This window comes from Rhodopseudomonas sp. BAL398, from assembly GCF_033001325.1.
Lineage (GTDB): Bacteria > Pseudomonadota > Alphaproteobacteria > Rhizobiales > Xanthobacteraceae > JARJEH01.
Genome location: NZ_CP133111.1, coordinates 4,014,478 through 4,039,678, shown reverse-complemented (window position 1 = coordinate 4,039,678; position 25,201 = coordinate 4,014,478). Strand labels below are relative to the sequence as shown.

Here is a 25,201-nt window from a genome sequence, read left to right as displayed (position 1 = left end):
GGATCGTCATGCCAAGCTGGCCCGTTCTCATTTCGCAGGCCTTCAACGGCTTGGCACTCGGCACGTTGCTGGCGCTCGTCAGCAGCGGGCTGACGATCATCCTCGGCACCCTCGGCGTGCTCAACTTCGCCCACGGCGCGCTGTTCGCCGTGGGGGCCTACGCGGCCTTTGTGCTGCTGCAATATACGCCGTCATTCGCGCTGGCGGTGCTGCTCGGCTGCGGCTTCATGCTGGTGCTCGGCTTCCTGCTCGAGCGCGTCATCATCCGCTATTTCTACGATCGCCCGCATGAGGACCAGATCCTGGTGACCTACGGCATCGGCATCGTGCTGGTGGAAAGCATCCGCGCCGCCTTCGGGGGCAATGCGCAGCGCGTGCCCGTTCCGTCCTGGGGGCAGGGCGCCACCCAGCTCGGCTTTTTGATCTATCCGACCTACCGGCTGCAGCTGATCGCGATCATCGCCGGCCTGCTTCTCGGCCTCTATCTCGTGTTGTACCGCACCTCGATGGGTCTGGTGGTTCGCGCCGGCATCGAGAACCCTGTCATGGTCGGCATCCTCGGCATCAATGTCCGTCGCGCCTTCCTGTTGGTTTTCGCCATCGGCGTCGTCGCCGTCGGTCTTGCCGGCATGCTCTATGCGCCGGTGGTGGCGGTGACGCCCGATATGGGCGCCAATTTCATGGCGCAATCCTTCGTGGTCATCGTGCTGGGCGGGCTCGGCTCGTTCCCCGGCGCGATTGTCGGGGGGCTGATCGCCGGCGAGATCATCAGTCTGACCAGCGCCTTCAACTCCTCCTATTCGGAGGTGATGCTGTACGCGCTGATGGCGTTGCTGCTGGTGCTGCGCCCGCAGGGCCTATTCGGCGCGGAAGGCCGGTCATGAGGCGCGCGCGGGCCTATCTTCCGGAAGTCGCCGTTCTGGTCACGCTGATCGCGGCGCCGCTGCTGCTCAAGCCGCTCGGCTTCTCCACCGACCTCCTGACGCGGGTGCTGAACTGGGGCCTGATCGGCCTTGGCTTCGATATCTTGTTTGGCCTGACCGGGCTGCTGTCATTTGGGCAGGCGGCGTTTTTCGGCGTCGGCGGTTTCGTATCGGCCTATCTGCTGGTGTCGGGCACGCTCGGCAGCGTCTGGCTAGCGTTGCTGGCGGGCACCGCCGCCGCGGGCCTGTTCGGCCTGCTGGTCGGCTGGTTCGCGGTCCGCCGCATCGGCATCTATTTCACCATGATCACCCTGGCCTTCGGCCAGATGGCGTATTTCATGGAGAACTCGCCGCTGTCGGCCTATACCGGCGGCGAAAACGGCCTTCCCGGCGTGCCCGTGCCGACGCTGGGCTTCGGCGCCGGCGCGATCAGCATCAGCGCCGGGCTGCCGATGTATGTGCTGTTCGCGGTGATTTTCTTCCTCGGCTATGTGCTGGCGCGGCGGATCGTGCATTCGCCGGTCGGCACCATCCTGCTGGCGATCAAGGAGAACACCGGTCGGGTGGCGATGCTCGGCCACAATGTGCCGGCCTACAAGCTGACGGCCTTCGTGATCGCGGCACTTTACGCCGGCCTTGCCGGCGGTCTGCTCGGCTCGTTTCAGAGCTACATGCCGCCCGATGCGTTCTCGCTGGAGACCTCCGGCCAATTGGTGGTTCAGACCATCGTCGGCGGCGCCGGCACGCTGATCGGGCCGTTGGTCGGCGCTGCGGTCTGGCTCTGGCTGCGCGACAATCTGCAGCTAATTCCGGGCCTCGCCACGCTGTGGAAGCTGGTGCTCGGCATCGCCTTCATCGTGCTGGTGATCGGGCTGCGCCGCGGCATCTGCGGCGAGATCGCGCATTGGTGGAACGAACGGCGCAATCTTGCCGCGCTGCGCGCCGCCGAGGCCAGAACCGAGGCGATCGAGGAACACAACACCGATGCGGCGCCCGTCGCCGTGGCGGAGGTCATGGATATCACCCTGCCGCTGGCCGAGCCCGCGACCGGCGACGGCGAGATCGCCCTGGAGGCGCGCGCGCTGGCGCGGCACTTCGGCGGCCTCAAGGCGGTCGATGGCATCTCGTTCAAAGTATACCGCGGCTCGATTCACGCGGTGATCGGCCCCAATGGCGCGGGCAAGAGCACGCTGTTCAAGATGCTGCTCGACGAGGTCCGCCCGACCTCCGGCGAGGTGCTGCTGTTCGGCGAGAAGGTCACCGGCGCCGGCGCCAGCCGGGCCGCGCAGCTCGGCATCGCCAAGAGCAACCAGCTCAATCAGCTGTTTCCCAACATGTCGGTGCGCAAGAATCTTCGAATGGGCGCGCTCGCCCGCCAGCGCGGTCCGTTGCGCTTCGATCTATGGCGGCGCGCCGACAGCCTGCCGGAGGTGGAAGCCCAGATCGAGTCGATCCTGGCGTTGCTCAATCTGGTCGAGCGTGCCGATACGCCCGCGCATATTCTGGCTTACGGCGAAAAGCGCAGGCTCGAGATCGGCATGGCGCTGGCGACCAGTCCCAACGTGCTGCTGCTCGACGAGCCGCTGGCCGGCATGAGCCCGGCGGAGCGCGCCGCCACCTGCGCGTTCATTCGCGACATCGCCCGGGTCCGCACCGTTGTGATCGTCGAGCACGATCTCGACGCCATCTTCGGCCTCGCCGAACGGATCACCGTTCTGTATGAGGGCCGGCTGCTCGCGGACGGCACCGCCGACGAGATCCGGCGCAACCCGGCGGTCCAGGATGCCTATCTCGGAGGGCTGCACGCCAATGAGCCTGCTTGAAGTCGACCGCATCAATACGCTGTATGGCGATTCCCACGTTCTGTTCGACCTCTCGATCCGGGTCGAGCAGGGCGAGGTGGTCGCTTTGTTCGGCCGCAACGGCGCCGGCAAGACGACGACGCTGCGCTCGATCATGGGCGTGCTGGCGCCGCGTAGCGGCGCGATCCGGCTGGACGGCAAGCCGATCGGCGGATTGCCGCCGTCGGCTATCGCCGCAATGGGGCTGCAACTGGTCCCCGAGGAGCGCGCCATTTTCGGCGGCCTCACGGTCGAGGAAAATTTGCGCATCGCCGCGTTGACCGCGCCCAACGCTTGGACCTTCGAGCGTATCTACCAGGTGTTTCCGCGGCTCAAGGAGCGGCGCAAATCGGCCGGACGGTCGCTGTCCGGCGGCGAGCAGCAGATGCTGGCGATCGCCCGCGCGCTGATCCGCGACGCCCGCATCATCCTGCTCGACGAACCCTTTGAAGGCCTGGCGCCCTTGATCGTGCGCGACCTGGTCGAGGTCGCCCGCAGTCTCGCCGCCGAGGGCCGCACCATGATCGTGGTCGAGCAGAATGTCGCTGCCGCGCTCTCCTTCGCCAACCGGGTCTATGGTCTCAATAACGGCCATGTGGTGTTTGAGGGGACCCCGGCGGAACTCTCCACGAACCCGGAGCTGGCGCGGGATTTTCTCGGAGTCGCATCCTGACGGAACGGGTTAAGCAGCCGTAAGCCGTTGATTTTACGGCCGATCGACCCGCGGACCGCGCCGCGGCGCGATCCGGCTCGCCTCGCGGTGCTTTGAGCGTTAGGTTGCGCCGTCGATTCGGAACGGCAACCTGTCCGTTTCCTGGTTCAAGGGTTTTCCTGAAGATGACCATCCGTCTGCATCGCGGCGATTTGCCGGATCTTGCCCGCTACACCGATTCGGTGGCGATCGACACCGAGACCATGGGTCTCAATCCGCATCGCGACCGGCTCTGCGTGGTGCAATTGTCCAATGGCGACGGCAGCGCCGACGTGGTGCAGATCCCGCTCGGACACACCGACGCGCCCAATCTGAAAAAGCTACTCGGCGATCCCAAGATTTTGAAGATCTTTCATTTCGCCCGGTTCGACTTGGCCGCGCTGTATAACGGCCTCGGCGTGATGCCGGCGCCGGTCTATTGCACCAAAATCGCGTCGCGGCTGGTGCGGACCTATACCGACCGTCACGGCCTGAAGGATCTGGTGCGCGAGCTGCTCGGGGTCGACCTGTCGAAGCAGCAGCAATCCAGCGATTGGGGCGCCCAGGGCCTGAGCGATGCCCAGCTGGCTTATGCAGCCTCCGATGTGCTGCATCTGCACGGCCTGCGCGAGCGGCTCGATACCATGCTGGCCCGCGAGGATCGGACCGCGCTGGCGCAGGCCTGTTTCGGCTTTCTGCCGTCGCGTGCCATGCTCGACCTCAATGGCTGGAACGACCAGGATATTTTCGCGCATTCGTGACCGTGTGGCGGGCTAGGCCACGCCAAGGTGCGTCCGCCCCGTTTCGGTCATACTCGTCGTTCTGGTACGGTTGTGAATTGAGGACGAGGCCTCGATCGCGGCTGTTTCGCTATTATTATAACGGGTGATGCAGCGCCCGCGTGCCGCTTGGCGGTCCGGTTCGACGCTCGGTTCAACAGCAGGGAGAATTGGTGGCTTCGGTTCGGATGCCCTCCTATCAGGCCGGAATGGATGCGCGCTTTGCGGTCGCTGCGCGCCACAGCCGGCTTGTGCGCATGCTGCGCATCGCGGTGCCGCTGGCGGTGGTTCTGGCCATGGCCGTGATCGTCGCAATTTCGATCTTCAACCCGTTCCGATATCTGGCCAAATTGCCGATCGACATGGGTGACCTGGTGGTGTCGGGCACCAAGATCACGATGGAATCTCCGCATCTGTCGGGCTTTACGCCGGACGGCCGGCCTTATGAATTGTGGGCCAGAACCGCGACCCAGGATCTCACCAACCCCGACCGCGTCGCGTTGCAGACGCTACGGGCGAAGGTGATGACGGAGGATCAGACCACCATCACCATGGATGCGCGCGACGGCCTGTTCGACACCAAGGCGCAGTTGCTCAATCTGCAGAAGGATGTCTATCTGCGCACCTCGACCGGCAACGAGGCTTGGATGACCCAGGCTGATGTCGATATGGGCAAAGGCACGGTGTCGTCGGACCGCCCCGTCGACGTTAAATGGGTGGGCGGCAAGCTGCGCGGCCAGCGGCTTCGAATTACCGGCAAAGGCGAGGTGATCAGGTTCGAGGGCGGGGTCGTCGTCAATCTGGAGAATGCCAACCCGGCGCCGGCCGCTTCCGAATCCCCGGCCAGCGGTTCCGCGGAGCCGGACGACGCGCCCGGCAAGGCGAGCGCATCCGCGCCGGCTGGCTCTCGCGCCAAACCCAGATAGAGCCAAGCATGTTCGCTGACGATTGCAACCACCCGAACCGCCGACTTCTGGGTATCGCCTGCGCGATCCTGGTTGCGGCTGCCGGCTGCGGCGCGGCTGCGGCGCAGAGCGCGATGCAGGGCGTCCCCAATGCGATGCAGGGGTTTTCGCAGAACCGCGGCCAGCCGATCCAGATCGAGTCGGAGACGCTCGAAGTGCGCGACAAGAAGCGCGAGGCGACCTTCTCCGGCGACGTCAAGGTGGTGCAGGGCGACACCACCATGACCTCCAAATCGCTGGTGGTGTTCTACGATCAGGACCCGGCGAAGGCTCCCGCGAAATCAAAGGGCAAGGACCAAGTGCCGATGGCCGCGGCGACCCCCGGGCCGGGTGGCAGTTCCTCGATCCGGCGCCTGGAGGCCAAGGGCAATGTCGTGGTGACGCAGAAGGATCAGGTGGTGACCGGGGATTCCGCCGTGTTCGACACCAAAACCAATCTGGTCACGATGCTCGGCAAGGTGGTCCTGACCCAGGGCAAGAATGTGGTACGCGGTGACCGCCTGGTAGTCGATATGACGACGGGTGTGTCGCGCGTGGAATCCGACAGCGGCCGGGTGCAGGGTCTGTTCCAGTCGTCTGGTCAGGGCGGGCCGGGACCGTTCGGCCCACAGGGCAGCAAATCCAAATCATCGCAATAGGTTACGAAGATATGACTGGGCCTCAGGTTGAACCCGGCGCGGCAAGCCTGTAACACCGCTCGGGCAAGGCTGGATGGGGCGAAAGCCCTCGCCCAGATGCCGTGACGGCTGTGCAGATCCGTGCTGCTCGGTCATGTTGAAGCGTGCGATTCGACAGCGGCGTGCTCGGATTGCGGGAAGGCCAGACGATACCGCGATGGTGGACCTACTCGGCATATTCCGGCGGCGAACTGCGAAGCGTTCCGAATTCGCCCGCGCGCAGATCGATCTCGATCTGACGGCGCTCGGCGGCGATGTCGGCGATCTGCTGACGACCCCGGTGCGCGACGCGCCGCCGGTCGCCCGCGCCGCAGCGCCGCTCGCTTCGACCTCGCCCCCTCCAACGTCGAGGCCTGCGGCAGCAAGCCAGAGGCCGGCGGCTGCGCCGCCAAGGCAGCCGCAGCGACGTCCGCGCCCGGCTGATGCCGGCCCGCAGCTGATCGGTCGTGCCGGCTATCTTGCGGTCCATGCCATCGAAAAAAGTTTCGGCAATCGCAAAATCGTCCGCGGCGTCAGTATCTATCTGCGCCGCGGCGAGGCCGTGGGCCTGCTCGGGCCCAATGGCGCCGGCAAGACCACGGTGTTCTACATGATCACCGGCTTGATCAAGGCCGACCGCGGCGCCATCGAGCTCGATGGGCACGACGTCACCAAACTGCCGATGTATCAGCGCGCGCGGCTTGGGATCGGCTATTTGCCGCAGGAAGCCTCGATCTTTCGCGGCCTGACCGTCGAACAGAACATCATGGCGGTGCTCGAGGGGGTGGAGCCGGATCGCCGCAAGCGCGAGGCGGAGCTCGATAATCTGCTCAAGGAGTTCAATATCGAACGGTTGCGCAAGTCGCCCTCGATCGCGCTGTCGGGCGGCGAGCGCCGTCGCGTCGAAATCGCCCGCGCGCTGGCGAGTCGTCCCAACTACATGCTGCTGGACGAACCCTTCGCCGGCATCGATCCGATTGCGGTCGGCGACATCCAGGATCTGGTTCGGCATCTGACCAATCGCGGCATCGGCGTGCTGATCACCGACCATAACGTGCGAGAGACGCTGGGCCTGACCGACCGCGCCTATATCGTCTATGCGGGCGAAATTCTGACCGAGGGCAACCCGGAGGAGATCGTCAACAATCCCGACGTGCGTCGGCTTTACCTCGGTGAGGAATTTCGCCTCTGAGGTGATTGAAGTCCGCGCCGCATTGCGGCATGATTTCATTGTTGCGGGTGCGGGCGGTCAAAGCCTCGCTTGCTCGGGTCCCGGCGCCATTGTCAGCTCGGATCGCGCAAAACCAGCCGATGGCTTCGCGGGCGCCCTCTACTCCGAATTTCCAATTCGTCAAGCCGTGTACATCACCCCGTGAAAGGGGTAAGCAAGAAACGGACCAATTTGGATCGGTTTTGCGTCCATGGCACTGACTCAACGACTCGAATTCCGCCAGTCGCAGTCGCTGGTGATGACGCCGCAGCTGATGCAGGCGATTAAGCTGCTGCAGTTGTCGAATCTCGACCTTGCGGCGTTCGTCGAGGACGAGCTCGAAAAAAACCCGCTGCTGGACCGCGCCAATGAGAATGGTGAGCCGCCGGTTGCCGGTGAGGCGACCCCGGAACGCGCCGAATTTTCCGACCGCGACGACTTTGACGCGGGGGCCGGCGAGGGAAGCGGCGATCGCTCGGATTTCTCCGACCAGGGCAGCGCCGACGCTTTCGAGCCCGGCACCGAGGACTGGATGCATCGTGACCTCGGCAGCCGCAGCGAGATCGAGCAGACGCTCGATACCGGAATGGAAAACGTGTTTCCGGAGGAGCCGGCGGAGGCTGCGGCGCGCAGCGCGCAGGATGCGGCCCCGACCGCCTATACCGAATGGGGCGGCGGCGCCTCCAATGACGAGGGTTACAATCTCGAGGCCTTCGTCGCCGCCGAGACCACGCTGGGCGACCATCTGGCCGAGCAGCTGGCGGTGGCCTTCACCTCGCCGGTGCAGCGCATGATCGGCAAATATCTGATCGATCTGGTCGACGACGCCGGCTATCTGCCGGCCGACATCGGCGACGCCGCCGAGCGGCTTGGCACCTCGCCCGAAGAGGTCGAAGCGGTGGTTGCGGTGTTGCAGAAATTCGATCCGCCGGGGGTTTGCGCGCGATCCTTGAGCGAGTGCCTGGCGATCCAGCTGCGCGACCGCGACCGCTACGATCCGGCGATGCAGGCCCTGGTTGAGCACCTCGATCTGCTGGCCAAGCGCGACATCGGCAATCTGCGCAAGATCTGCGGTGTCGATGACGAGGACCTGTCCGACATGATCGGCGAAATCCGCCATCTGGATCCGAAGCCGGGCCTGAAATTCGGCTCGACCCGGGTGCAGACCGTGGTGCCGGATGTCTATGTCCGGCCCGCGCAGGATGGCGGCTGGCTGGTCGAACTGAACAGCGACACCCTGCCCAAAGTCCTGGTCAATCAGGTGTATTATTCCGAATTGTCGAAGACGATCCGCAAGGACGGCGACAAGACCTATTTCACCGACTGTCTGCAGAACGCGACCTGGCTGGTGCGCGCGCTGGATCAGCGGGCCCGCACCATTTTGAAAGTGGCCACCGAGATCGTGCGGCAGCAGGACGGCTTCTTCACCCAGGGCGTGTCGCATTTGCGGCCGCTCAATCTGAAAGCGGTCGCGGATGCGATCCAGATGCACGAATCGACGGTGTCGCGGGTCACGGCGAACAAATACATGGCGACCAACCGCGGCACCTTCGAGCTGAAATATTTCTTTACCGCATCGATCGCTTCCGCCGATGGCGGCGAGGCGCATTCGGCCGAGGCCGTCCGACACCAGATTAGGCAATTGATTGAAAACGAGAATCCGGCGACGATTCTGTCCGACGACACCATTGTCGAGCGGTTGCGCGAGGCCGGAATTGACATCGCGCGCCGAACCGTCGCCAAATATCGCGAGGCGATGCGGATTCCCTCATCGGTGCAACGTCGCCGCGACAAGCAAAGCATGCTCGGCAATGCCCTGACGGCGCCTGCCGCGGCGCAAGACCGATCCCGCGACACCGCTCCGGCTTGATTGCAACCCTTCCCTCTGACTAGTGTCACCCGACCTAAGACGAATCGAGGCATCCCATGACGATCCGGGTCTCCGGTAAAAGCATCAGTGTCGGCGAAGCTCTGCGCGACCGTGTCAACGAACGCACCGAAGAAGTGCTGCGCAAGTATTTCGACGGGAATTACTCCGGCCATATTACCTTCAGCAAGGATGGCTTCGGATTCCGTGCCGACTGCGCGCTGCACCTCGATTCCGGCGTCACCCTCGAGGCCGAATCGAACGCCGCCGACGCCTATGCGAGCGCCGATCAGGCGCTGGTGCAGATTGAAAAGCGGTTGCGCCGCTACAAGAGCCGGTTGAAGGACCGCTCCGCCCGCAAGGCCCATGCCGAGGCCCAGGCGATCGCCGAATTGACGACGCCGTCGCTGAACGCGCCGAGCTACGTCATCGAAGCCCCCGGCGGCGAGGAGGAGCACGAGGAAGACGCCTACAACGCGGTGATCATCGCCGAAGCCACCACCTCGTTGAAGCGGCTCTCGGTCAGCGAGGCGGTGATGGAACTGGATTTCACCGGCGCGCCGGTGGTGGTGTTCCTGCATGGCGGGTCTGGCCGGGTCAATATCATTTACCGGCGGGCCGACGGCAATGTCGGCTGGATCGACCCGCCGACGCTCAATGGTGCGGCATCCTAGCCAGCCGGTTCCGCAAGCCCCCGCGAGATCGTCATTGACGCCCCCGCGGGGCTCTGCCTATGGTCCGCCGCCTTCGCTGGCGGATCACAACGGGCTCGATTTTGGCCCCACCGGCAGCGGTGTTCGAATGCGCCAGACCGATGATTCCACGATTGTTTTCGGCCGGCGCGCCGCTGTGACTCTGGTCGTCCCCGATCAAACGCTTGACGCAGACTGCCGGAACGCTATTTCACACCCTGACGGCCCCCTTCATCCTCGGAACGCCTCATGACGATTACCGACCTGGTCGCGCCCGAGGCCATCATCCCGGCGTTGAAAGTCATCAGCAAGAAGCAGGCGCTGCAGGAACTGGCCGCGCGCGCCGCTGAGCTGACCGGACAGAATGAGCGGTCGATTTTCGAGGTTTTGCTGCAGCGCGAAAAGCTCGGCACCACGGCGGTCGGCTATGGCGTCGCGATTCCCCATGGCAAGCTGCCGAAGCTGGACCGCCTGTTCGGCCTGTTCGCCCGGCTGGAGCGGCCAATCGATTTCGAGGCGATGGATGGCCAGCCGGTCGATCTGGCGTTCCTGCTGCTGGCTCCCGAGGGCGCCGGCGCCGACCACCTGAAGGCGCTGGCCCGGATCGCGCGGCTGTTGCGCGACCAGGACGTCGCCAAGAAGCTGCGCGCCTCGCGCGACGCCGAAGCGATCTATTCAGTGCTGGCGCTGCCGCCGGCCAGCGCAGCGTAATACTAAGGGCACGGCCTCGCACTCGTCATGCCCGCCTTGTGCCGGGCATCCACGCCTTGAAAGCCGTTCTGGATCAAAGGCATGGATGGCCGGGACAAGTCCGGCCATGACGCGTCGATGAGTCGAAACCAACCGCCTTTGGTATAAGAGCGTATTGTCACCGCGGCCGCCTCGCACCGGCGGGCTTGCGTCGATCACCCCGACGTTCCGTCGGCGATCAAATCCACAAACAAATACGCGGGCCGCCCCGGTCGGAGCGTCCCGCGCATCGTAACTCGGTGCCGGCTGGCCGCGTTCAGTGAACGCTGACGGCCTGCAATTCCTGGCTCCAGGCATTGGCGATCGCGGCCTCCCGGCTGTCGGTCAGCATGATCGGGGTACCGTCGGCGGAATGCAGCGCGAACAGCATCAGGCCGGGCGCGATCTGCGGCGCCTGGGGAAACAGCCCCGGGACATCCTCGGAGCGGATCTGTTTCACATAAGCGATATGGCCTTCGCCCAGATGCGCCAGCGCCTCGGTGGTCAGGCTGGCATTATCGCAGGTAGAACTACCAACTTCATTCATGGTCTCGACTCCTCTGTGAGCTTAAGCGGTCGAGTCCGCTACTCGTTCCATTATTCGTGTTCATTGATAGCGATTGTCTTAACGATCCTTTCCGGCTCGGGCCGGGCCAGATCAATCGACAACAACCCGTTCTTCAGATCCGCACCCAGCACATGCATCCCCTCCGCCAGCACGAAAGTGCGCTGGAAGTGGCGCGCGGCGATGCCGCGATGGATATATTGCCGGGTCTTGTCGTCCTGCTGGCGGCCGCGGATGACGAGCTGGTTTTCCTCAATGGTGACATCGAGTTGGTCACGCGTGAAGCCCGCGACCGCGAGCGTGATACGCAACCGTTCGGGCTCGCCGCTGTTGCGGTCGCAGCGCTCGATATTATACGGAGGATAGCCGTCGGCACCTTTGACGACGCGATCGAGCGCACGCTCAATCTCGTCGAACCCCAACAGGAACGGACTGGATAACGAAGGAACACGAGACATACAAAGTCCTCTCGAAGCGACTTTGAGGGGCCCTGACGGCGCCCCATGGTGATCGGCGAACACTGCGCTCGTCGGTCAACAGCCAATATGGTCATCATTTCGAGACGGTTCAAGATGGCAAAAGGCCCAGTGGAACGCGCGGCTTACCCCCTCACAGGTCGATCCGGCGGCGGCCGTCGGCGCTGAACAGATGCAATTTGTCGCGCGGCGCGGTGGCGACGATCCGTTCGCCGATCGCCGGCGCGATCTGGCCCGGGACCCGCACGATCACCTCGTCGGGCGGCAATTCGCCGGGCTTGGTGCTCACGCTCGGCGCGTCGCCGTGCTGGGACCGCGCGCCATAGACGAAGGTCTCCGGGCCGACCCGCTCGATGGCGTCGACGATGAGGTCGAGCGCAAAGCCGCCGGCGGTCTGCGAGCCGGCCGCAATCGACAGGTCCTCCGGCCGGATTCCCAGAATCCCGGCCTCGGCGGTGCTGCGGCTGTCGCCGGCAAATTGCGCGCGCAGCTCGGGGCCGTCGAGCGCGATCAGGTTCATCGGCGGCGCGCCGATGAAGGAGGCGACGAAAGTGGTGGCGGGCCTTTGGTAGACCTCCAGCGGATTGCCGATCTGCTCGACCACGCCGCCATTCATCACCACCAGCATGTCGGCCAGCGTCATCGCCTCGAGCTGGTCATGGGTGACATAGATCGCCGTGGTGGCGAGTCGCCGCTGCAATTTGCGGATCTCGACCCGCATCGCGATGCGCAGCTTGGCGTCGAGATTGGACAGCGGCTCATCGAACAGGAACACTTTGGGCTGCCGCACGATGGCGCGGCCCATCGCGACGCGCTGGCGCTGGCCGCCAGACAATTGCCGCGGCTTGCGCGCCAGCATCGGTCCGATCTCGAGGATCCGCGCGGCCTCCTGCACCCTGGCGTCGATCTCCGGCTTCGCCATGCCGCGATTGCGCAGCCCATAGGCCATATTGTTGTAGACGCTCATATGCGGATACAGCGCGTAGTTCTGGAACACCATCGCGATGTCGCGCTCCGCCGGCTCGATCTGGTTGACGATGCGGCCGCCGATATCGATCTCGCCCGAGGTGATGGTCTCGAGTCCCGCGACCATGCGCAGCAGCGTGGACTTGCCGCAGCCCGACGGGCCGACCAGCACGCAGAACTGGCCGTCGCCGACCTCGACATCGACGCCCTTGATGGCCTCGAAGTCGCCCGGATAGGTCTTGCGGATATTGCGAAGGGTGACGCTGGCCATCTGCTGCTATTTCTCCGTCTCGACCAGGCCGCGCACGAACAGCTTCTGCATCAGCACCACCACGGCGATCGGCGGCAGCATCGCCAGCACCGCGGTCGCCATCACCACCGGCCATTCGGTCAGCGCGTCGGAGGTGACGATCATCTTGCGAATGCCGATCTGGATCGTCTGCATGTCGTCGCGGGTGGTGATCAGCAGCGGCCACAAATACTGATTCCAGCCGTAGATGAACAGGATCACGAACAGCGCCGCGATGTTGGTGCGCGACAGCGGCAACAGTGTATCCCAGAAGAACCGCAACGGCCCGGCGCCGTCGATCCGCGACGCCTCCAGCAGTTCGTCAGGCACCGTCAGGAAGAACTGTCGGAACAGCAGCGTCGCGGTGGCCGAGGCGATCAGCGGCAGCGTCAGCCCGGCATAGGAATCGAGCAGGTTCAGATCGGCGGCGATCTTGTAGGTCGGATAGATCCGCACCTCGACCGGCAGCATCAGGGTGATGAAGATCAGCCAGAACAGCGCCATCCGCAAAGGAAAACGGAAATAGACGATGGCGTAGGCCGAGATGATCGAGATCGCAATCTTGCCGATCGCGATCGTCATCGCCATCACGAAGGAATTGAACAGCATGCTGCCGACCGGCTCGCGCGTGGTGCCCGACGAGCCGACGAAGATCGTCTTGTAATAGGTCTCGAGAAAATGTCCGCCGGGCAGCAGCGACATCTGGCCGTTAGCGATGGTCACGGTGTCCTGGGTCGAGGCCACGAAGGCGAGATAGACCGGGAAGGCGACGATGATGACGCCGATCCACAGGATCAGATGCGGCACCAGATTGCCGAATTTGCGGTGCTCCACCATCAGTAATTCACCTTGCGCTCGACGAAGCGGAACTGGAACGCGGTCAGCGCGATCACGATGCCCATCAGGATCACCGATTGCGCCGCCGAGCTGCCGAGATTGCTGCCGAGCAGGCCGTCCTGGTAGACCTTGTAGACCAGGGTCTCGGTGGCCTTGGCTGGACCGCCGCGGGTCATGGTGTCGATGATGCCGAAAGTGTCGAAGAAGGCGTAGACGATGTTGACGATGATCAGGAAGAAGATGGTCGGCGACAGCAGCGGGAAGATGATGGTCCAGAACCGCCGCATCGGCCGCGCGCCGTCAATCGCGGCGGCCTCGATCACGCTCGACGGGATTGCCTGCAGCCCGGCGAGGAAGAACAGGAAATTATAGGAAATCTGCTTCCACGCCGCGGCGAGGATGATCAGCGTGGCGGCCTGATCGCCGTCGAGCAGCGGATTCCAGTCGACGCCCAGCGCGTTCAGCCCATGGGCGAGGACGCCGAGCGACGGGTTGAGCATGAACACCCACAGCACGCCGACCACTGGCGGCGCCACCGCATAGGGCCAAATCAGCATCGTGCGATAGAACAGGCTGCCGCGCAGCGGCCGGTCGGCCATCACCGCGAGCAGCAGCGCCAGCGATAGCGACGAGAGCGCGATCGCGAAGGAAAAGCCGAAGGTGCGCAGGATGGTGGCGAAATAATCGGGCTGGGTCAGCAAGTCGCGATAATTGTCGAACCAGACCCAGCTGGTCGACAGCCCGAAGGCGTCCTGCAGCAGGAACGACTGGATCACTGCCTGCACCGCGGGCCAATAGAAGAAGACCAGCACGATCGCCAGCTGCGGCGCGATCAGCAGATAGGGCAGCCACGGCGAGCGGAACACGGCGTTCTTGAGCATGACTAGCTCCCCTCCCCCCGCTCTTGCGGCGGGGAGGGGTCGGGGGTGGGGGTAGCCGCAGGCAGGGCGTCTACGATAGTCTGAAGAACGCCGTCGATATTTTGCAGAACATCGTTGTTCCAGAATCTCAGCACGCGATAGCCCGCTGCGTTGAGGTATTTGGTGCGAACGACATCGGAGGTCGATCCGTCATGCTGGCCACCGTCGATTTCGATGACGAGGCGGAGGGAGTGGCAGGCGAAGTCCGCATAATAAGGGCCGATGGTTGCTTGCCGGCGGAAATGGGCCCCGGCAAAGCCCGGCCGACGCAGACGCTGCCACAATTTGCGCTCGGCGTCCGTCGGGTTTCGACGAAGGCTCCGGGCTCGCGGGATGCGTTGGTCGACCGTGCGCGCCATCGACATCTACCCCGGGTCACCCCCGACCCCTTCCCCGCCGCAAGCGCGGGGGAGGGGAGAAGAGCCCTGAGATCAAGGTTGGTGTGAGTTGCAACGTAATCACTTCACCGCGGTCTTTTCGAACTGGCGCAGGATCACATTGCCGCGCTCGACGGCGGCGTCGAGGGCCTGCTGGGCGGTCTTCTTGCCGGCCAGCGCCTGCTCGATTTCCTCGGCCCAGACGTCGCGCAGCTGCACCATGTTGCCGAGCCGCAAGCCGCGGGAATTCTCGGTCGGCTCCTTGTTGGTCAGCTCCTTGAGCGGGGTCTCCAGATAGGGCTGTTCCTTGTAGAAGCCTTCTGCCTTGGCCTTTTCATAGGCCGCCTTGGTGATCGGCAGATAGCCCGAGGCCTTGTGGATCCAGACCTGACGATCGGTATCGGACAAGAACGCCAGGAATTTGGCGACGCCCTTGTATTCCTCCTTCGACTTGCCGCCCATCACCCACAGCGAGGCGCCGCCGATAATCGAGTTCTGCGGCGCACCCTTGACGTCGGGATAATACGGCATCGGCGCGTTGGTGAAGTTGAACTTGGCCTGCTTCTTGACGTTGCCGAAGAACCCCGAGGAGGTCAGGAAGATCGGGCATTCGCCGGAGGTGAAGCGGCCCTCGCCGCCATTGGCGCGGCCGGAATAATCGTAGGTCTTGTCCTTCTGCAGATCGATCAGGTTCTGCAGGTGGCGGACCTGCACCGGACCATTGAATACCAGCTTGGTATCGAAGCCGTCGAGGCCGTTGGCCTTGGTCGCCAGCGGCACATTATGCCAGGCCGACAGCTGCTCGAGATTGACCCAGGTCACCCAGGCGGTGGAGAAGCCGCATTTGTCGAAGCCGGCCGCCTTGAGCTTCTTGGCGTCGTCGAACACTTCGGGCCAGGTCTTGGGGATCTCGGCGATATCGGCCTTCTTCAGGGCGTCGAGATTGATCCACATCACCGTCGAGGACGAGTTGAAGGGGAACGACAGCATCTCGCCCTTGGAGGTCGAGTAGTAGCCGGTGATCGCCGGCAGATAGGCCTTGGGATCGAATTTCTCGCCGGTCTCCTGCATCAGCTTGTAGACCGGCTTGACCGCGCCGGTGGCGCTCATCATCGTCGCGGTTCCGACCTCGAACACCTGCATGATGTGCGGCGCGTTGCCGGCGCGGAACGCGGCGATGCCGGCGTTCATAGTGTCGGTGTAGCCGCCCTTATAGGTCGGGACCACCTTGTAGTCGCTCTGCGAGGCGTTGAAATCCTCCGCGAGCTTGACGACGACGTCGTTGTTGCCGCCAGTCATGGCGTGCCACCACTGGATCTCAGTCACCGCATAGGCGGGCGAGGCGAGCGCCAGCGTCGTCGCCAGGGTCGCAGCAAGGCCGAAATGTCGAACAGCCATCAGAATCTCCCGGTTGGGCCGTCATTGTCATTGGCGCGGTAGCAGCGCGGGATGACGGGCACATGACCGTATAAGCGACGAAAGGCCGACGGGAAAGCGTCGGCGAAAGGCTGCCGCAAAAAAGCGCAAACTGGGCCGGGGCGCGGCGCGGCATCCGCACCGCGGCGAGCGCAGTGCGGCAACACCCGATCGGTGCCGCGTCAGTCACTGCGCGGCACCGTATTGGCAAGCCCGGCTGGGCTCAGCCGGCGCTCAGGATTTGCGCTGCGGCCCGCTGACGACGCCGTCGGCAACTAGCGCCTTGATGTCGGCGTCCGAATAGCCGAACTCGCCCAGCACCGCGCTGGCGTGCTCGCTGAATTTCGGCGGCAGGCTGCGCAACGACGCCTTGCTGCGCTCGAACCGGATCGGCGAGGCGACGCCCCGGTACCAATCCTGCTCGACCACGTCGCCGCGATGGGCGGTGTGGGCGCTGGTCAGCGCCTTGTCGATCGACTGCACCGGGCCGGCCGGCAGGCCGGCGGCGAGCAACCGGTCACAGAGCGGTTCGGCGTCGTGCTGGCTGAACACCGCGGCCAGCTCGGCGCGCAACGCCTCACGGTTGGCGATGCGGTCCTTGTTGCGGGCAAAGCGCGGATCGGTGCCGAGTTCGGGTTTGCCGATCTCCTTGGCCAGCTTGCGGAAGGTGCCGTCATTGCCGACGCCGATGAAGATATTGTCGGTCCGGGTCGGAAAGATCGCATAGGGCACCAGATTGGGGTGCTCATTGCCGGTCAGCGCCGGCGGCTTGCCGTGCAGGAAATAATTCGCCGCATGCGGATGCATGATGGCCAGCCCAGTCTCGTACAGCGTGGTCTCGAGGAACTGCCCCTTGCCGGATTTGTGCCGCTCGGCCAGCGCCATCAGGATGCCGATCGCCGCATAGAGCCCGGTGGTGATGTCGACCAGGGGTACGCCGATTCGGGTCGGGCCGCTGGCTTGCGAGCCGGTGGCGGCGATCATTCCGGTCATCGCCTGGATGATGGCGTCATAGCCCGGATTGCCGCCGCGCGGGCCGTCGCCGCCGAAGCCGGAAATCCGGCAATGCACCAGGCGGGGAAACTTCTCCCGCACCACGTCATTGCCCAGGCCCCATTTGTCGAGCGTACCGGGTTTGAAATTCTCGATCAGGACGTCGGCGTTCTCCAGCATCTTGAACAGCACGGTGCGCCCGCCGGGGGAGGCCAGATCGAGCCCGATTGAGCGCTTGTTGCGGTTGATGCCGATGAAATAGGCCGCGTCGTCGCCATGGAACGGAGGGCCCCAGTCGCGCACCTCGTCGCCGGCCGGCGGTTCGACCTTGATGACGTCGGCGCCGTGATCGGCGAGAATCTGGGTGCAATAGGGGCCGCCGAGCACGCGAGTCAGATCGATCACGCGCAATCCGGCCATTGCGCCGGGGGGAGTGTCAGAGGTCATGAACGCTTTCTTTGTGAAGCTTGGAGGAATCGCCGCGAAACTTATCCGTCAAAGCCGCTTCTTGGCAAATGCCCGGCCTGACGCGGATTTGAGATATTTCTCGAAGGCGAAGGCCTTCTGTCGGTCGCTGAAAGCGACATAGGTTTTCAGCCGCCACGGCTTGAATTTTGAAGTGTGTGACACCTCGCCGGCATTGTGCTTGGCCAGTCGCGCGCGGAGATCATCGGCGATGCCGATATAGAAATGCTCTGATTCAAGACTTTCAAGGATGTAGACGTATTTCATCGGGCCGAGCCGAATCAAATCGCCGAATCAGGATTGCCGAGCCGAAGCTGGCGAAGCGTTGCGGGATTTGGATGAATTTGACCGGCCCGGCTTCGCCCTGCGGGCTACGCCGCGGCAGCCTTCGCTGCCTTCGCTCTCGAGAGGGCTTCCGGCTTGCCGAGCCGAAGCTGGCGAAGTGTGGAGGAATTTGGCTGAACTTGACCGGCCCGGCTTCGCTCTGCGGGCTACGCCGCGGCAGCCTTCGCTGCCTTCGCGCTCGAGAGGGTTTCCGGCTTGCCGAACCGAAGCTGGCGAAGTGTGGAGGAATTTGGCTGAACTTGACCGGCCCGGCTTCGCCCTGCGGGCTACGCCGCGGCAGCCTTCGCTGCCTTCGCCCTCGAGAGGGCTTCCGGCTCGCCGAGCCGAAGCTGGCGAAGCCAGCGAAGGCTGGTGGAGCCAGGCGGGATCGAACCGCCGACCTCTTGCATGCCATGCAAGCGCTCTCCCAGCTGAGCTATGGCCCCGTAACTTTCGCGCGTCGGCAAATCAGTCGGCGCGCGGGCAGCACCCTGAACACATATCAGGGCAGACCTCAAGTCTCCTCATCACCTGAAACGTCACCAATGATGTCGGTCACGTCATCATCGCTCTCTTCGTCGTCGGCGATGAAGGTCGAATCGTCGTCGTCATCGTCCTCGATGTTGTCGTCGATCTCAATATCGTCTTCCGATTCAGGGACCACGGCCTTGACCTTGCCGGTCTTTTCCTCGGCATCGGCTTCTTCCAGCGGCACCAATTCCTCGGCATCGGCCTCGGCCGCCTCGGGCGTCTCGGCGGCCGATGCGGCGGATGCCGCTGCGGCGGCGCGGGACGCCGCGTCGGCGCGGGTCCGCGGCGGCGGTACCGGCGCAATCGGCACCACCTCGCCGGTATAGGGAGAGATCACGGGACTCTTATTGAGGTCGTAAAACTTTTTACCCGTGGTCGGGCAAATTCGCTTGGTTCCGAGATCGGATTTGGCCACTTGTGCAATCCTGGGAATTCTAGAAAAACGGTGCTTCACTTGGCTAGTTGCTACGCTGCTGTCAATAGCGCTGTGCGCGCGATGGCCTGCAGCGTGATGCGCGCGGCCCTTGGCGATCCCGCTCGAGCGCGCAAAGGAACCCAATCTTGACCAATTCCGCACACCCCACGCCGCTGCAAGCACGGCGCAGCGCCGTCCTCAGCGGGGCCGCTCGTGTTCCCGGCGACAAGTCGATTTCGCACCGCGCCTTGATTCTCGGCGCGCTTGCGGTCGGCGAAACCGCGATTTCGGGCCTGCTCGAAGGCGAGGATGTTCTCAATACCGCCAAGGCCATGCAAGCGCTGGGCGCGCAGGTCGCCCGCACCGGCGATTTTGCCTGGACGGTTCAAGGCGTTGGGGTCGCGGGCTTCGCCCAGCCGGCCGCCCCGCTGGATTTCGGAAATTCCGGGACCGGCTGCCGGCTGGTGATGGGCGCGGTGGCGGGCTGCCCGATCGTGGCGACGTTCGATGGCGATTCGTCGCTGCGCGGCCGGCCGATGCGCCGCATCGTCGATCCGCTGGAACTGATGGGGGCGCGAATCATCGAAAGCCGAGACGGTGGTCGTTTGCCGCTGACCCTGGCCGGCGCCCGCGATCCGCTGCCGATTCGCTACCAGACCCCCGTGGCCTCGGCGCAGATCAAGTCGGCGGTGCTGCTGGCCGGGCTGGCCGCGCCCGGCGTCACCACGGTGATCGAAACCGAGGCCAGCCGCGACCATACCGAGCTGATGCTGCGCCATTTCGGCGCCGCGCTGACGTCCGAGCCGGAGGGCGCCCATGGCCGCCGGATCTCGCTGACCGGCCAGCCGGAATTGCGCGGCGCGCCGGTGGTGGTGCCGGCCGACCCGTCCTCGGCGGCGTTTCCGATGGTGGCGGCGTTGATCGTGCCGGGTTCCGATATCATGCTCAGCGAGGTGATGACCAATCCGCTGCGCACCGGCCTGTTCAAGACCCTGCGCGAAATGGGCGCCTCGATCGAGGAGAGCGAGGTCCGCGGCGATGCCGGCGAGCCGATGGCCCAGTTCCGGGTGCGGGCCTCGAAGCTGAAGGGCGTCGATGTGCCGCCGCAGCGCGCGCCGTCGATGATCGACGAATATCTGGTGCTGGCGGTGGCAGCTGCCTTTGCCGAGGGCACCACGCGGATGCGCGGGCTGAAGGAATTGCGGGTCAAGGAATCCGACCGGCTGGAGGCCACCGCGGCGATGCTGCGGGTCAATGGCGTCGCGGTCGAGATCGAGGGCGACGACCTCATTGTTGAGGGCCGAGGCCACGTTCCGGGCGGCGGCCTGGTCGCCACCCATATGGACCATCGCATCGCGATGTCGGCGCTGGTGATGGGGCTGGCGTCGGAGCAGCCGGTGCAGGTCGACGATACCGCCTTCATCGCCACCAGCTTCCCGGATTTCATCCCGATGATGCGCAGGCTCGGCGCGGAATTTTTTTAGCAGGGGCGAATCCTGTCGGGCTCGCTCAGGCCGGCTCGATCGGCACCCGGCCGGACAGCAGATCGGCGTCGCGCTGCACCGCCGACAGCGCCGCCGCGAGCCGGGCGCTGGCCGCGTCGCGGTCCTCGGCGGGGTCGACCATGATCGGCTCGCCCCAGCGAACCACGAATTTCGAAAACGGCAGCGGCAGAAACAGCCGGTCCCAGCTGTTGAACACCCTGGCGCGTTGCGCACCGACACTGGCCGGCAGGATCGGCAGCCCGGTCAGCCGGGCCAGATCGAGGATGCCGTCATTGGCATGCATCCGCGGCCCGCGCGGGCCGTCCGGGGTGACGAACAGGCAATGGCCGGAGCTGGCGAATCGCATCAGCTCGCGGACCGCGCGCATCCCGCCCTTGGAACTCGAGCCGGTCACGGTCTCGATCCCGAACAGCACGCCGAGCTTGCTGATCAGGCGGCCGTCGCGGTGGGCGCTGATCAGCGCGATCAGCGGCTTTTGCTCCACGCACAGCATCGACAGCATCATCAGGCGGCCATGCCACATCGCCAGGATGTAGGGCCCCTCGATCGGCGGCCGCGGCCGGTCGATCCGCCCGGTCCAGAGCACGATCTGATAATAGATCGCCATCGGAATGCTGACGACAGTCTGGAATGCATCCGAGCGCAGAATGCTTTTGACGATTGCGGGTGTGGCCATCGCGACAATTCACCAGGCGGATCGCAACCAAGGGCGGCACTGCGGCGCCCCGTGCGTCTCCGGAACCGGGCGGTTTATAGAGCCGGTCGGGCGCTTGCAACCAGCGGCCGGCTTGAAAAATCGGGATCGGCGGTGTTGAAGGAGGGCCGGCCCGTCGGGGGCCGGATCGCCGTGGCCCCTTGGGAGCTATGGCAGAGCGGGAATAGCATGATCATCGCCATCGACGGACCGGCCGCCTCCGGCAAGGGCACGCTCGGCAGGCTGCTCGCGGACCATTACGGCTTTCGTCACCTCGATACCGGGGTGATCTACCGTGCGGTCGCCAAGGCGCTGCTCGATCGCGGCGCCGATCTGACCGACGAGCCCTGTGCGGTCGAGGTCGCGATGACGCTCTCCCCGGAGACATTCGGCGATCCGGCGCTGAAATCGCAGATCGTCGGCGAGGCCGCCTCGGTGGTGTCGGCGATCCCGCGAGTGCGCGAGGCGCTGGTTGCGTTCCAACGCCAATTTGCCATGGAGGCGCCCGGCGCGGTGCTGGACGGTCGCGACATCGGAACCGTGATCTGTCCACATGCCGATGTGAAGATCTTCGTCGTGGCCGATCCGCAGATCCGCGCCCGGCGCCGAGCGCTGGAAGCCAAGGGGCGCGGCGAGGACGCCGACGAGGCGCAGATTCTCGCCGATATCCTCAAGCGCGACGAACGCGACCGCAACCGCGCCGTCGCACCGCTGAAGCCTGCTTCGGATGCGCACTTGCTCGACAACTCGCATTTGGATATAGAAGGTGGCGTCCGGGCCGCCATCGACATTGTCGAGGCTGTTCGAGCGGGCCGGCTGCGGGTTTGAGGTCTCCTCACAAAGGTGGGTGCTCAAGCGAAACCGCTGCCGTCATTGGAGGAAAGCCCGCTCCAGGTCTGTGCAGAGATGGTGTTGAACGAAGATGGTCTTCGGCCTCGGTTGCGGGGCCGATCGTCGCGTTCGGATAACCGGACAACTGCTGGAATAGCTTTTCGAACCACCGGATCGATCGTGCAGGCATGCTGCCGGCCCGCTCCCGCAATCTTTTGCAGGGCGGTCGTCAGGTTCGCGGACCCCTGACACTTCACCTTCGATCCGCCCAACAACCCGACTGGCCGGCGATACCCGCATCTGGAGAACAAATGGCTTCGACTGCTTCCTATAATCCTTCCCGCGACGATTTTGCCGCGATGCTCGACGAGTCCTTCGCCGGCGGCAATCTGCAGGAAAGCTCTGTCATCAAGGGCATTGTTGTTGCGATTGAAAAGGACATGGCCGTCATCGACGTCGGCCTGAAGACCGAAGGCCGCGTCGCATTGCGCGAATTCGCAGCCCCCGGCAAAGACAGCGAACTCAAGGTCGGCGACGAGGTCGAAGTGTTTCTCGACCGGATCGAGAATGCGCTCGGCGAAGCCGTGCTGTCGCGCGACAAGGCGCGCCGCGAGGAAAGCTGGGGCAAGCTCGAAAAGGCCTTCAACAACAACGAGAAGGTCCACGGCGTCATCTTCAACCAGGTCAAGGGCGGCTTCACCGTCGATCTGGATGGCGCAGTCGCCTTCCTGCCCCGCTCCCAGGTCGATATCCGCCCGATCCGCGACGTCGCGCCTTTGATGAACAATTCGCAGCCGTTCCAGATTCTCAAGATGGATCGCCGCCGGGGCAACATCGTGGTGTCGCGCCGTACGGTTCTCGAAGAGACCCGCGCCGAGCAGCGCCAGGAACTGGTGCAGAACCTCGAAGAGGGTCAGGTCATTGACGGCGTGGTCAAGAACATCACCGATTACGGTGCGTTCGTGGATCTCGGCGGCATCGACGGCCTGCTGCACGTCACCGATATCGCCTGGCGCCGGGTCAATCACCCGACCGAGGTGCTGACCATCGGCCAGACCGTCAAGGTCAAGATCATCAAGATCAACCACGAGACCCACCGCATTTCGCTCGGCATGAAGCAGTTGCTGGACGATCCGTGGCAGGGCATCGAGGCCAAGTACCCGCTGAACGCGCGCTTCACCGGCCGCGTCACCAACATCACCGACTACGGCGCGTTCGTCGAGCTGGAGCCGGGCATCGAAGGCCTGATCCACGTCTCGGAGATGTCGTGGACCAAGAAGAACATGCACCCCGGCAAGATCGTTTCGACCTCGCAGGAAGTCGAAGTGCAGGTTCTCGAGGTCGATTCGGTCAAGCGCCGCATTTCGCTCGGTCTCAAGCAGACCATGCGCAATCCGTGGGAAGTGTTCGTCGAGAAGTATCCGGTCGGCGCCACCGTCGAGGGCGAAGTCAAGAACAAGACCGAATTCGGCCTGTTCCTGGGCCTCGACGGCGAAGTCGACGGCATGGTCCATCTGTCCGACCTCGACTGGAAACAGCCGGGCGAGCAGGTGATCGACAACTTCAAGAAGGGCGACATGGTCAAGGCCATCGTCCTCGATGTCGATGTCGAGAAGGAGCGTATCTCGCTCGGCGTCAAGCAGCTCGAAGGCGACCCCTTCGCCGAGCCGGGCGACGTCAAGAAGGGCGCGATCGTGACCTGCGAAGTGCTCGACGTGAAGGAAGGCGGCATCGATGTGCAGATCATCGGCACCGACTTCGCCACCTTCATCAAGCGCTCCGAACTGGCGCGTGAGCGTTCCGATCAGCGCGCCGAACGTTTCGCCGTCGGCGAAAAGGTCGATGCGCGGGTGATCCAGTTCGACAAGAAGGCCCGCAAGGTCCAGGTCTCGATCAAGGCTCTGGAAGTCGCCGAAGAGAAGGAAGCCATCGCGCAATACGGCTCCTCCGATTCGGGGGCGACCTTGGGCGACATTCTCGGCACCGCGCTGAAGCAGCGCGACAAGTAAGCTACCGCCAACACGACAGGGCCTCGGCAGATTGCCGGGGCCCTTTTTTATTGAGAGCAATTCTACATTGTATCGGCGCGCCAAATCCCTCTCCTAATCGCCCCTCCCAAGAGCGGCGAGGAAGTGTTTTCTTCATATTGGGTTGCAATTGATGTATTCTGGACGCGATCAATCAACATTCCCGATCGAAAACCGTGACTGCCTCTTCAGCGGAGAATTCCATGTCGTTTGATTCCGATCTGATCGTCGATCGCCGCAGGATGCGTCGCAAGCTGACCTTCTGGCGCGTCGTCGCGGTGCTGGTGGCGATCGCCGCCGTGGTCGGGATCGGGGCGTCGATGACGTCGTCGGGACCCGGCATGCTGGCGTCGAGCTCGATCGCGCGGATTCATATCAACGGATTGATCCGCAGCGATTCCGATCGGGTCGAGGCGCTGGAGCGGCTGGGGAAATCCTCGGCGGCGGCGGTGGTCGTGCACATCAATTCGCCCGGCGGCACCACCGCCGGTTCCGAGCAGCTCTATGACGCGCTGGTTCGGCTGAAGGCGAAGAAGCCGGTGGTGGTGGTGGTCGAGGGCCTGGCGGCCTCGGGCGGCTACATCGCCGCGCTGGCGTCGGATCATATCGTCGCGCAGCAGAGCTCGCTGGTCGGGTCGATCGGCGTGCTGTTCCAGTTTCCGAATTTCACCGGGTTGCTGAAGACCGTCGGCGTCCAGGTCGAGGAAGTGAAATCGTCGCCCCTGAAGGCGGCGCCCAATGGCTTTGAGCCGACCAGTCCCGAAGCCCGCGCCGCGCTGGAATCGCTGGTGAAGGATTCCTACGCCTGGTTTCGCGGGTTGGTGCAGCAGCGCCGCGGCATGGACGACGCCCAGCTCAATGCCGTCGCTGACGGCCGGGTGTTCACTGGCCGGCAGGCGGCCGGGCTGAAGCTGATCGACCAGCTCGGCGACGAGAAGACCGCGGTGGCCTGGCTGGTCGCGGAGAAGAAGGTGCAGAGCGATCTGCCGGTGCGCGACTACAAGCTGGAGCCGCGCTTTGGCGATCTGACGTTTCTGCGCGCCACGGCATCGATCGCATTCGATGCGCTCGGCCTCGGCACGGTGGCGCGGCGGATCGAGCAGGCTGGAATGCAGTCTGTCGGCCGTCTCGGCATGGACGGGATGCTGGCCCTATGGCGTCCCGAAGCGGCCAACTGATACCGCGATATGGCGTGCGGAACTTTGCGCGCGATACCG

Annotated in this window: 25 protein-coding genes and 1 tRNA gene; 14 read left to right on the top strand and 12 right to left on the bottom strand. The window is 64.3% G+C overall.

The features are described 5' to 3' along the window. The first annotated feature begins 8 nt into the window (after positions 1–8). The 10 genes from RBJ75_RS19005 (at position 9) to ptsN (ending at position 10,335) form a co-directional block, all read left to right on the top strand. Entirely contained in the window at positions 9–884 is an 876-nt protein-coding gene (locus tag RBJ75_RS19005; RefSeq protein WP_044405356.1) for a branched-chain amino acid ABC transporter permease, read from the top strand. Further along, positions 881–2,746 (top strand): ATP-binding cassette domain-containing protein, encoded by a 1,866-nt coding sequence (locus RBJ75_RS19000; RefSeq protein ID WP_044405358.1) that lies wholly within the window; start codon positions 881–883, stop codon positions 2,744–2,746. The genes RBJ75_RS19005 and RBJ75_RS19000 overlap by 4 nt, the downstream gene beginning before the upstream one ends. Beyond that, complete coding sequence (locus RBJ75_RS18995; protein WP_044405360.1) at positions 2,733–3,437, top strand: ABC transporter ATP-binding protein; 705 nt, start codon at positions 2,733–2,735, stop codon at positions 3,435–3,437. Before RBJ75_RS19000 ends, RBJ75_RS18995 begins: the two co-directional genes overlap by 14 nt. A 164-nt stretch (positions 3,438–3,601) precedes the next feature. Continuing rightward, a complete protein-coding gene (locus RBJ75_RS18990) occupies positions 3,602–4,216 on the top strand; it encodes a ribonuclease D (protein ID WP_044405362.1) in 615 nt (204 codons plus the stop codon). Between the two features lie 206 nt (positions 4,217–4,422). Beyond that, positions 4,423–5,160 carry an LPS export ABC transporter periplasmic protein LptC gene (gene lptC / locus RBJ75_RS18985; RefSeq protein WP_152647575.1) on the top strand — a complete coding sequence of 246 codons (738 nt, stop codon included), beginning with the start codon at positions 4,423–4,425 and terminating at the stop codon, positions 5,158–5,160. Between the two features lie 8 nt (positions 5,161–5,168). Next, the gene (locus RBJ75_RS18980) at positions 5,169–5,837 is read left to right on the top strand and encodes an LptA/OstA family protein (RefSeq protein WP_044405364.1); all 669 of its coding nucleotides are present in this window, start codon (positions 5,169–5,171) and stop codon (positions 5,835–5,837) included. 196 nt (positions 5,838–6,033) lie between these two features. Beyond that, complete coding sequence (lptB, locus tag RBJ75_RS18975) at positions 6,034–7,047, top strand: LPS export ABC transporter ATP-binding protein (RefSeq protein WP_044405366.1); 1,014 nt, start codon at positions 6,034–6,036, stop codon at positions 7,045–7,047. Positions 7,048–7,276: 229 nt separating this feature from the next. Further along, positions 7,277–8,935, top strand: a complete 1,659-nt coding sequence (rpoN, locus tag RBJ75_RS18970; protein ID WP_044405368.1) for an RNA polymerase factor sigma-54 — start codon at positions 7,277–7,279, stop codon at positions 8,933–8,935. A 56-nt stretch (positions 8,936–8,991) separates the two neighbouring features. After that, on the top strand, positions 8,992–9,606 hold the full coding sequence (gene hpf / locus RBJ75_RS18965) for a ribosome hibernation-promoting factor, HPF/YfiA family (protein WP_044405370.1): 615 nt from the start codon (positions 8,992–8,994) through the stop codon (positions 9,604–9,606). A 267-nt stretch (positions 9,607–9,873) separates the two neighbouring features. Beyond that, positions 9,874–10,335 (top strand): PTS IIA-like nitrogen regulatory protein PtsN, encoded by a 462-nt coding sequence (ptsN, locus tag RBJ75_RS18960; RefSeq protein ID WP_044405373.1) that lies wholly within the window; start codon positions 9,874–9,876, stop codon positions 10,333–10,335. A gap of 295 nt (positions 10,336–10,630) precedes the next feature. Here ptsN and RBJ75_RS18955 read toward each other — a convergent pair whose 3' ends face one another. From RBJ75_RS18955 to RBJ75_RS18905, 11 genes are all read right to left on the bottom strand, one after another. Then, the gene (locus RBJ75_RS18955; protein ID WP_044405375.1) at positions 10,631–10,900 is read right to left on the bottom strand and encodes a DUF1150 family protein; all 270 of its coding nucleotides are present in this window, start codon (positions 10,898–10,900) and stop codon (positions 10,631–10,633) included. Between the two features lie 50 nt (positions 10,901–10,950). Then, positions 10,951–11,376: an Hsp20 family protein gene (locus RBJ75_RS18950; protein ID WP_044405377.1), complete on the bottom strand. Its 426-nt coding sequence runs from the start codon at positions 11,374–11,376 to the stop codon at positions 10,951–10,953. A 151-nt stretch (positions 11,377–11,527) separates the two neighbouring features. Next, entirely contained in the window at positions 11,528–12,631 is a 1,104-nt protein-coding gene (locus RBJ75_RS18945) for a sn-glycerol-3-phosphate import ATP-binding protein UgpC (RefSeq protein ID WP_044405380.1), read from the bottom strand. 6 nt (positions 12,632–12,637) lie between these two features. After that, positions 12,638–13,486: a sn-glycerol-3-phosphate ABC transporter permease UgpE gene (ugpE, locus tag RBJ75_RS18940; RefSeq protein ID WP_044405382.1), complete on the bottom strand. Its 849-nt coding sequence runs from the start codon at positions 13,484–13,486 to the stop codon at positions 12,638–12,640. Beyond that, a complete protein-coding gene (ugpA, locus tag RBJ75_RS18935; protein WP_044405384.1) occupies positions 13,486–14,367 on the bottom strand; it encodes a sn-glycerol-3-phosphate ABC transporter permease UgpA in 882 nt (293 codons plus the stop codon). The genes ugpE and ugpA overlap by 1 nt, the downstream gene beginning before the upstream one ends. A 2-nt stretch (positions 14,368–14,369) precedes the next feature. After that, a complete protein-coding gene (locus tag RBJ75_RS18930; protein WP_317528516.1) occupies positions 14,370–14,765 on the bottom strand; it encodes an endonuclease domain-containing protein in 396 nt (131 codons plus the stop codon). Between the two features lie 99 nt (positions 14,766–14,864). Continuing rightward, positions 14,865–16,181 (bottom strand): sn-glycerol-3-phosphate ABC transporter substrate-binding protein UgpB, encoded by a 1,317-nt coding sequence (gene ugpB, locus RBJ75_RS18925; protein ID WP_044416145.1) that lies wholly within the window; start codon positions 16,179–16,181, stop codon positions 14,865–14,867. 252 nt (positions 16,182–16,433) lie between these two features. After that, positions 16,434–17,639 (bottom strand): CaiB/BaiF CoA transferase family protein, encoded by a 1,206-nt coding sequence (locus RBJ75_RS18920; RefSeq protein WP_044416143.1) that lies wholly within the window; start codon positions 17,637–17,639, stop codon positions 16,434–16,436. 48 nt (positions 17,640–17,687) lie between these two features. Then, positions 17,688–17,924, bottom strand: coding sequence for a GIY-YIG nuclease family protein (locus RBJ75_RS18915; protein WP_044416141.1), 237 nt, complete (start codon positions 17,922–17,924; stop codon positions 17,688–17,690). Positions 17,925–18,351: 427 nt separating this feature from the next. Then, positions 18,352–18,427 (bottom strand) — tRNA-Ala (locus RBJ75_RS18910). Between the two features lie 68 nt (positions 18,428–18,495). Then, entirely contained in the window at positions 18,496–18,927 is a 432-nt protein-coding gene (locus RBJ75_RS18905) for a TIGR02300 family protein (protein WP_044416290.1), read from the bottom strand. 146 nt (positions 18,928–19,073) lie between these two features. On the opposite strand from RBJ75_RS18905, the gene aroA reads away from it, so the two are divergent. Then, the gene (aroA, locus tag RBJ75_RS18900) at positions 19,074–20,411 is read left to right on the top strand and encodes a 3-phosphoshikimate 1-carboxyvinyltransferase (RefSeq protein WP_044416292.1); all 1,338 of its coding nucleotides are present in this window, start codon (positions 19,074–19,076) and stop codon (positions 20,409–20,411) included. A 25-nt stretch (positions 20,412–20,436) separates the two neighbouring features. Here the strand turns inward: aroA and RBJ75_RS18895 are convergent, their stop codons facing one another. Then, positions 20,437–21,108, bottom strand: coding sequence for a lysophospholipid acyltransferase family protein (locus tag RBJ75_RS18895; protein ID WP_044416294.1), 672 nt, complete (start codon positions 21,106–21,108; stop codon positions 20,437–20,439). Between the two features lie 207 nt (positions 21,109–21,315). Here RBJ75_RS18895 and cmk point away from each other — a divergent pair, with 207 nt between their 5' ends. The 3 genes from cmk (at position 21,316) to sppA (ending at position 25,162) form a co-directional block, all read left to right on the top strand. After that, on the top strand, positions 21,316–21,954 hold the full coding sequence (cmk, locus tag RBJ75_RS18890; protein WP_044417690.1) for a (d)CMP kinase: 639 nt from the start codon (positions 21,316–21,318) through the stop codon (positions 21,952–21,954). 314 nt (positions 21,955–22,268) lie between these two features. After that, the gene (rpsA, locus tag RBJ75_RS18885; protein ID WP_044417692.1) at positions 22,269–23,966 is read left to right on the top strand and encodes a 30S ribosomal protein S1; all 1,698 of its coding nucleotides are present in this window, start codon (positions 22,269–22,271) and stop codon (positions 23,964–23,966) included. Positions 23,967–24,187: 221 nt separating this feature from the next. Further along, positions 24,188–25,162: a signal peptide peptidase SppA gene (sppA, locus tag RBJ75_RS18880; RefSeq protein WP_044417693.1), complete on the top strand. Its 975-nt coding sequence runs from the start codon at positions 24,188–24,190 to the stop codon at positions 25,160–25,162. The last annotated feature ends 39 nt before the right edge of the window (positions 25,163–25,201 follow it).